Here is an 8,391-nt window from a genome sequence, read left to right as displayed (position 1 = left end):
GGTCTATGGGTCAAATTGCAGGCTATTATTTTCATGTTGTGGTTCTATGGGTCAAATTGCAGGCTACTGTTTTAGGTGTATGTTGGGCTATCTTCCTATCTTTATAAGATTGTTCGAAGCATGGTCGATCACTGCCGGTGAGCAACTCGATGAGGAATAGACCACAAGGGATGAGATGCAATGTCGCAACAGGAGTCAGGAGCAATGCTATGGCTCCTGTTTTACATTGCATAGAGAGGCTTTCCATGCCAAGAAAAACCCACAAATCAACCGCTGTCGATTAGCTGCAGACATACCACTATGGCAGTTTATCTTGCGTTTGAGAGCGGAGAACGTCCCCTCTATTTTGTTGTTGGTATTGGGCATCCCTATGCATTGTGATTGTTGGTAAGTGAAGAGGTATGGGAGATAAAACTCAATACTATGTATAGCGGAGCGCAGCTTACGATGTCGGTAACGACTTTTGCCTGATTTGAGCAAGGAACGTCTCATAATGGTGTCATGCCACTTGCTCTTCCATGCTTGAAAGGCTTGGTTAAACCCTTCGTATGTTTGGTTGGATAGGCTGTCTATAAGTAGCAGTAAGTCCCTTGAAGCCAAAACTTTGGGCGTTTGGTTAAGTGGCGAGAAATAATCTGCCGCATATGATACTGGCACATCTGCACAGGGATATTCAGCGAAAGAGAGAAGAGCGTACGGGTGCCATCGACCACAACACCGCGAATAATATAACCTCGTCGGGAGATACTTTCTAAAGCTCGTCTATAGTCTTGAGCACACTCGTTGCGGATGAACTCAAGATACAAAGGGCGAGCTGTGTGGTGATCTATCGCTAAGAGAATACCTGCACCGCGTCCCCAATACGTAGCATCGATATGCACAAATCCTGCTTGCTCCAGAAGCGGCTGTTCCCAAACTTGCTGCACTTCTGATAGGCGTCGTTTAATAGTAGATGCACTGACTTGGTAGTAAGCTGCAAGCTCTGAGATTGTTTGCTTGTGTTCCAAATAACGCTCCCATAGTTCGTCAAGAGAGATTCTGTTTGTCGTACGAAATTGATAGCCACAGTGAGTGCATTTGTAGAGTTGGCGACCATGGCGGATGCCGTTACGCTTTGTCTGTAGAGACTGACAGCAGGGGCACTTTTTTATTCATTGTAAGGGCTCTTTATCGCTTTTGAAATGCCCTCAAGGTAAGTGTTTATCGGCCTTGTAAGTATATTACAGCCTGCAATTTGACCTATAGAGACTTTTCAATCGCCGATTTTGTATTGAATCCGTTCAATTGCCTTCTAGCCCTTATATACAAAGGTTTTGAGAGGGGGCGCAGCCTGCAATTTGACCCATAGACCTCAATTTTTCCTTGTCGTTTATTAGTCAGATAAACCTTTTGTATGAGAAAAGAGATCCTCATAGGAGAATTACGCTGGCGTATATGGTCGATGTAGTTTTTAGATGAACATTATGCTCAGGATTATGCTGGAAATCGACAAGCTCCCGCAGCTTCTGTATACCATCGACAATAGATTCGAGATGAGCGTTACCTGTGTTTTGCATTTTCCTCAAACAGCAACTCCTACTTGATTTGTTTAAAGAAGAACGCATTAATCAAAGGATTTGAGATGATTTAGGCCTGAACAGGTGGTTGGGCCGGTTCAACAAACGAACTTGCGGGCTTGTTGTATCGAAGAGGGGAAGAGGTTTTGGCGTGAGAAATTTGTCGCATAGGAGTTATTCGTACATTTGTCCACAGCGGATGAGCCAAAAACAATAGACCCAACAAAACAGCAGTGACTCAGCAATTACAAAAAATATATCAGGCTGTCGGGGACGGACTGCTCAGCGAGGCATTCGGTCTCGTTCGTGCATCGGTATCCCCGCAGCAATCGCATTTCCTCGCACGCATTGACGATCTGGAGAATGTTTATCGGCAGCTCTTGTCCTACTTTGCCCAAGGCGTGAAGGACGAAAAGCAAGCCGAGATGCTCCTCTATCTGAAACGTAAACTCATGGGCCTGGCGGCCGAAGTGCATCGCGAATCTGTGGTGGCACAGGCTACAGGGCTTTTCTATGATCGTCTTCGCTACCGTCGCAGTATAGGCTTCGAAAGCCTTGTGACTCTCTTGGAGCAGGCCGAGGTAAGCACTGTCCGCAAGCAATTCGACGAATTGGTGAGGCTTATATTCGACAGCCTTTGGACGGCCGATGAGCTGACGGACGAAGAGACGGCAGCCCTCTCGCATGCCGGCGAATACATTCGCCTTGTTGCCGCCTCGGCTTTGACAATGGCTCTGCAACAGCAGTGGCACTCAAAGAAGCTCTACTTCCTGCTTGAAGAACTTGCGCGCCCCGACACTACGGCCGACTATCGCGCTCGTCTGTTGGTCGGTGTCGTACTCACCATTCGTTCTTATCCCCACCACGCTCGACTCTATTATAATGAGATCGCATCGCGCTTGGAAGCTGTCAATGAACAAATCCCTTTGGAATCTGCTCTTGAGATGCTTTCGATCCGTTTCCTTTTTGCCTGCGAAACGGAGTCGATCACCAAGCATCTGCAAACCGAGCTTTTCAGCGATATGCAGAAGATAGCCCCCGACCTGCGTAAATTCGGCATGGGAGATACCGAGTCCATGCAGGAGACGGCCAATCCGGAGTGGATGGAGGAGCTGGAGAAGAGTGGTTTGGGAGAAAAGATCAGGGAGTTCTCCGAATTGCAGCTCGAAGGGGCCGACGTGATGCACTCTTCATTCATGAACTTGAAGGGTAGTAGCTTTTTCCGCGAGATGCATAATTGGTTTCTACCTTTTGATGCAACCCACAGTCGGATAGCCCCGTTACTCGAAGAAAATGCTGTTCTTAAGCAGCTGGTGGAGACGATAGGTCCCCAACTCTGCAACTCCGACCGCTATTCTTTCATCGTTTCTATGGAAAGCATCCCCGCCGCTCTTCGTGGTTCGGCCATGGGAGCTGTAGGAGGTGAGCTGGATGTACTCAAAGAGCAGATGAAGCAGGATGTGCCGACCGGCAAGACCGGCAAATTGGATGCAGCCATCAAGGGCTATCTACAGGATTTGTACAGATTCTATAAGGTGTGTGAACGGAAGAATGAATTCGATGATATTTTCCTCTCATCCATTGCACCGGATCTGCCTCTGCTTGATCGCTATCTCTATAAACGTGATACACTTTTGCATACGGCTGAATTTCTCTTCCGCCGCAAGCATTATGATCGAGCGGCAAAGCTGTTGGCCGATTTGGCCGAAGGAGAAGAGGGAGCCACAGATACCACCCTGCACCAAAAGCTCGGTTTTTCCCTCCAGCAGCAGGGGCTTTTCTCCCAAGCTCTGGCTGCATATTCGCGTGCCGAACTGATCGATACTGAGAACGAATGGCTGCTCAAGCGCATGGCGCACTGCTACCGACAGCTACGTCGTCCGGCCCAAGCAGCCGAAATATATGCACGCCTATTCGAGCGCAATCCTCACGAAGCGACTCTGCTCCTACAGCGCGGGAATGCACTCGTAGAGGACAGCCGATACGACGAAGCTCTCCAATGCTTCTTCCGATATGAGTTCAGCGTGGACGATGCGTCGAAGGCTCGCCGTCCCATCGCTTGGTGTCTCTTCCTCACCGGCCAGTATGAACGCGCCGCTGATTATTACCGTACATTATTGGAGTCCGACCCTCTCTCGACTTTCACAGATCGGCTCAATGCCGGGCATACAGTTCTGGCCATGGGGCGGATCCCTGATGCGATCGAACACTATCTTGCGGGATTGAAGCTCACTCCGGGCGGGAAAGATGAATTTCTCGCAGCCTATACAATGGACATACCGGTTCTTCTAAAGGCCGGTATCGAGGACACCGTTATCAGGCTTATTCCGGAAGTACTGAGGCTGCACCCGAACTAAGGGAATTACTAATGTTTCATCTCACAAACCCCCAATCAATGACTAAAAAAATCGTTTTTGCAATCAGTATTATGGCAATGCTCACAGCATGTAGCGGCAGCCGTAAAGGAGATGCCAACCTCTCCGACAATCCCCTGCTGCAGACCAGTGCTCTCTTCATGGAAGCACCCGAATTCGACAAAATCAAAACCGAACACTTCATGCCTGCTTTCGAAGCCGGTATGGAGCAACAGTTGGCCGAGATCGATTCGATCGTGAACAACTCCGAAGATCCCACTTTCGAGAATACGCTTGTCGCCATGGAGCGTTCGGGACAGACGCTTAGGCGCATTTCCAACGTCTTCTTCGGTCTCACGGGTGCGAATACGAACGACGAACTGCAGAAAATCGAAGAGAAAGTGTCGCCTCTTTTGGCTGCACACAGGGATGCCATCTATCTTAACGACAAACTTTTCCAACGGGTAAAAGCCGTCTACGAAAGTGACAAATCGGCCATCGAACCCGAAGGACAAAAGCTGATCCAAGAGTATTACGACGCCTTTGTTCGTGCCGGAGCCAACCTGAGTGCCGAGGACAAGGCCAAGCTCATGGAGCTCAACAAGGAAGAGGCCTCGCTGACTACCGAATTCGGCAATAAGCTGATCGCTGCCACCAATGTCGCAGCTGTAGTCGTAGGTAGCAAGGACTCTCTCGATGGCCTCAGCGAGACCGAGATAGCGAAGGCTGCAAACGATGCTAAGGCTGCCGGACACGAAGGCAAATATCTGCTGAATATCACCAATACCACACAGCAGGATTATCTCTCTGTGCTGAACGATCGTACAATTCGCCAGCGCGTCTTGGAGGCTTCCATCCATCGTACGGACAAAGGCGGTGCCCATGACACGCAGTCCATCGTACTTCGTTTGGCTAAGCTTCGTGCACAAAAGGCTCGCCTTCTCGGCTTCCCTAATTATGCTGCGTGGAAGCTTCAGGATCAAATGGCCAAAAATCCCGAGACGGTGCTCGCTTTTGTCAGGTCGATAGCTACGCCCTATGCTCCACAAGCGCAGAAGGACGCTGCTGAACTCCAGGCTTACGCCCGCTCCAAGGGTTTTGAAGGAGACCTCACGGCTGCTGACTGGAACTACTATGCCGACAAGCTCCGCAAGGAAAAATTCGGTCTTGACGAGAACGAAGTGAAGCAGTACTTTGTGACGGACAGTGTCCTCAAGAATGGAGTATTCTTTGCCGCCAACAAACTCTACGGTCTCACATTCAAAGAGCGTACCGACCTGCCCGTCTATGCTGAAGACGTGCGTGTATACGACGTTATCGATCGCGACGGCAACCAGCTTGCACTCTTCTACACCGACCTCTATCGTCGTCCGACCAAGAGCGGAGGTGCATGGATGAGCAATTGGGTAGACCAGAGCTACCTGCTGAACCAAAAGCCCGTGATTTACAACGTTTGCAACTATGCCAAGGGCGTGGATGGTCGGCCCTCTCTCATCAACTATGATGAGGTGACCACTCTCTTCCACGAATTCGGCCATGCCCTGCACGGTATGTTTGCTGCTCAGCAGTACCCTTTGCTTTCCGGCACGAATGTCGCGCGTGACTTCGTAGAGATGCCCTCTCAGCTCAACGAGCATTGGGCTATGGATCCGGAAGTCTTTGCCAACTACGCCAAGCATTGGAAGACGCAAGAGCCGATGCCGGCCGAACTGGTGAAGAAGATTCAGGATGCGAGCGACTTCAATCAAGCTTATTCTCTGGGAGAGAATCTTGCAGCCGTAAGCCTCGATCAGGCATGGCATACGCTCACGGTCGAAGAGGCGGAAGCCATTACCGATGTAGCCAAGTTTGAAGAAGAAGCTCTGCGCAAGGTCGGTCTCTACAATCTGCAGATACCTCCTCGTTATCGCTCCTCTTATTTCCGCCATATCTGGAGCAACGGCTATGCCTCCGGTTACTATGCTTATCTGTGGAGTGAAGTGCTGGATAACAACGTTTACCAATGGATGCTACAAAACGGTGGCATGACTTCCCAAAATGGACAACGCCTTCGCGATATGATTCTTTCGCGTGGCAATACGCAGGATTTCAATACGATCTTCACCGCATTCACCGGTCTGCAAAAACCTGATATCAAGGATTTGCTCCGTGCCCGCGGTCTCATGTAATACAGCGATAGATGAGGCTGTGCTTTCAGGTCCCAAAGCCAAACGAAAGCACAGCCTCTTTCTTTTCATCCCTAAGCCAAATACTAAACTGCTACAATGAAAAAAGGAGATCTACTCATCCTTCTGATCATTATCCTGATGCTGGGGCTTATGCTTTCCCCTTCGACATCGGAAACATTCAATTCCCTCAGCCGCCATTATCCTTATTATATCGGTTTCCTGAAGTTTGCCATCTTGGCTACCATCGGTGAAGTAGTGGCCGGACGGATCAAAGCCAAACGATATACCTGTCCCTCTTATCTCTGGGCGCGTATTGCTATATGGGGCATCGTCGGCATACTCATCGTCTTCAATTTTGGGTTGTATGAAGCCGGCATACGCGGTATCATCGCAAGAGGACTACTCCCCGACATCGACAGTTCGGTCTATACAGCCTTCCTTATTTCTTCGGCCATGAATCTCACATTCGGGCCGGCTTTCATGGCTGCTCACCGCATCTGCGACACGTATCTGGAGAACAAAGCCAAAGGCCTGGGAGGAAGCATTCGCTTAGCCGTTGAACGGGTGGATTGGAATCGTTTTATGACCTTTGTCGTTGGCAAGACCATTCCTTTCTTCTGGATACCGGCACATACGGTCACCTTTTTACTTCCGTCCGAGTACCGCGTCTTTGTGGCTGCGCTCTTGTCCATCGCTCTCGGACTGATCTTGGCTTTGGCATCCTCCCGACATGCAAAGGCATAAAACTTTAGCGACCGATATAAAGATTTAATACCGAAATGATGAAAAAGCCATGAAGGAACTGAAATGCCCCAATTGCGGTAGCTTCTTTACCGTAGATGAAGCGGACTATGCTTCGATCGTCAGTCAAGTGCGAAATACAGAATTCGAAGCCGAAATGGAGCGTCGAATCGCTGATCTCCACAAGCAACATCGGACCGAGCAGCAGGTGATAGAAGCAAATGCCCTGAACAAGTATCAGCAGGAACTGAACAAAAAGGCAGAGGAGCAGATTCGGATGGAGAAGGACTGGCAGGCTGCCATTGCACAAAAAGATGCCGAGCTGGTTCGCCTGCAATCGGAACTGAACGTCGTCGAACAGAAAAAGCAGTCCGAGTTAAGCCTCGCCATCGCAGACAAAGAGAAAGAAATCAGCAATCTGAAATCCACGATCAGGGACAAAGACAGTGCCTTGGAGATCGCCGTTCTCAAAGAACAACAGAAAGCACAAGAGGGTATCAAATCCAAAGAAGCGGAGATAGCCCGACTGAAAGCTTCGGCAGAGCTGGACAAGCAAAATGCGACTATCCAAGAGAATGCACTCAAAGACCGGTATGAAGCCCGTCTGAAACTGAAGCAGGAAGAGGTAGACTATTATAAAGATCTGAAAGCTCGCATGTCTACGAAGATGATCGGGGAGACCTTAGAGATTCACTGCTCCACCCAGTTCAATCAAATGCTCCGCCCCATGATGCCTCATGCCTATTTCGAGAAGGATAATGATGCATCGGGAGGTACGAAAGGGGACTTTATCTTTCGTGATTTCGGCGAAGATGGTACCGAATACATATCCATCATGTTCGAGATGAAGAACGAAGCCGATGAGACAGCCACGAAGCATAAGAACGAAGACTTCCTCAAGAAACTGGATGCTGACCGCCGGGCCAAAGGTTGTGAATTTGCCGTACTCCTCTCTCTGCTGGAGCCGGACAACGAATTGTACAACGGCGGTATTGTGGATATGTCCTACAGATACGATAAGATGTATGTGATTCGTCCGCAGTTCTTCATTCCGATGATAACCCTCCTTGTGCAGACGTCTAAAAAGAGTCTGGGGTACAGACAGCAGCTTGCCATCGCACAGAAACAATCCATCGACGTTTCGAATTTCGAGAGTCAGCTCGAAGATTTTCGGGAGAGATTCGGCAAAAACTATCGTCTTGCCAGCGAACGATTCAAAACGGCTATCGATGAGATCGACAAGTCCATACAGCACCTGAATAAAATCAAAGAAGCCTTGGTCGGCAGCGAGTACAACCTCCGCCTTGCGAACGACAAGGCCGAAGCCCTCACCATCAAGAAGCTGACACGAGGCAATCCCACGATGAAAGCAAAGTTCGAAGAAGCCCGTCTTGCCGATGAATAAACGAAAAAGGAGGAGGCTGTCGAAATCCGTTATTTTGAGACCATTGCACGGCACTTTTCGTCTTTTAGGGGTTGTGTTTGTTGTATATATCACTGATAAATAGCATATTTACACATAATTAACTGTATCAACATGGCAACTAAACCAACCGAACCGGCTCCCGGCTT

General features: G+C 49.3%; 4 protein-coding genes and 1 pseudogene. 4 read left to right on the top strand and 1 reads right to left on the bottom strand.

The features are described from left to right. Positions 1 to 207: 207 nt before the first annotated feature. A pseudogene (locus F452_RS13570) lies at positions 208 to 1,151 on the bottom strand (IS256 family transposase, variant Zn-binding type). Positions 1,152 to 1,789: 638 nt separating this feature from the next. On the opposite strand from F452_RS13570, the gene F452_RS0110130 reads away from it, so the two are divergent. The 4 genes from F452_RS0110130 (at position 1,790) to F452_RS0110115 (ending at position 8,224) form a co-directional block, all read left to right on the top strand. Further along, on the top strand, positions 1,790 to 3,913 hold the full coding sequence (locus F452_RS0110130; protein WP_018966083.1) for a tetratricopeptide repeat protein: 2,124 nt from the start codon (positions 1,790 to 1,792) through the stop codon (positions 3,911 to 3,913). 38 nt (positions 3,914 to 3,951) lie between these two features. Then, entirely contained in the window at positions 3,952 to 6,078 is a 2,127-nt protein-coding gene (locus tag F452_RS0110125; RefSeq protein WP_394358168.1) for a M3 family metallopeptidase, read from the top strand. 96 nt (positions 6,079 to 6,174) lie between these two features. Continuing rightward, on the top strand, positions 6,175 to 6,822 hold the full coding sequence (locus tag F452_RS0110120; RefSeq protein ID WP_018966081.1) for a hypothetical protein: 648 nt from the start codon (positions 6,175 to 6,177) through the stop codon (positions 6,820 to 6,822). Positions 6,823 to 6,871: 49 nt separating this feature from the next. Then, a complete protein-coding gene (locus F452_RS0110115) occupies positions 6,872 to 8,224 on the top strand; it encodes a DUF2130 domain-containing protein (protein ID WP_018966080.1) in 1,353 nt (450 codons plus the stop codon). Positions 8,225 to 8,391: the final 167 nt, after the last annotated feature.

Origin of the sequence: Porphyromonas gulae DSM 15663, from assembly GCF_000378065.1 — a bacterium.
Lineage (GTDB): Bacteria > Bacteroidota > Bacteroidia > Bacteroidales > Porphyromonadaceae > Porphyromonas > Porphyromonas gulae.
The sequence above is the reverse complement of the archived record's forward strand: the minus strand, read 5'-3'. Positions and strand labels throughout refer to the sequence as shown.

What these genes read in the sequence shown, in the direction of transcription:
- F452_RS0110125 (WP_394358168.1), top strand. Translation starts at nt 3,952, where the DNA reads ATGACTAAAAAAATCGTTTTTGCAATCAGTATTATGGCAATGCTCACA.
- F452_RS0110115 (WP_018966080.1), top strand. Translation starts at nt 6,872, where the DNA reads ATGAAGGAACTGAAATGCCCCAATTGCGGTAGCTTCTTTACCGTAGAT.
- F452_RS0110120 (WP_018966081.1), top strand. Translation starts at nt 6,175, where the DNA reads ATGAAAAAAGGAGATCTACTCATCCTTCTGATCATTATCCTGATGCTG.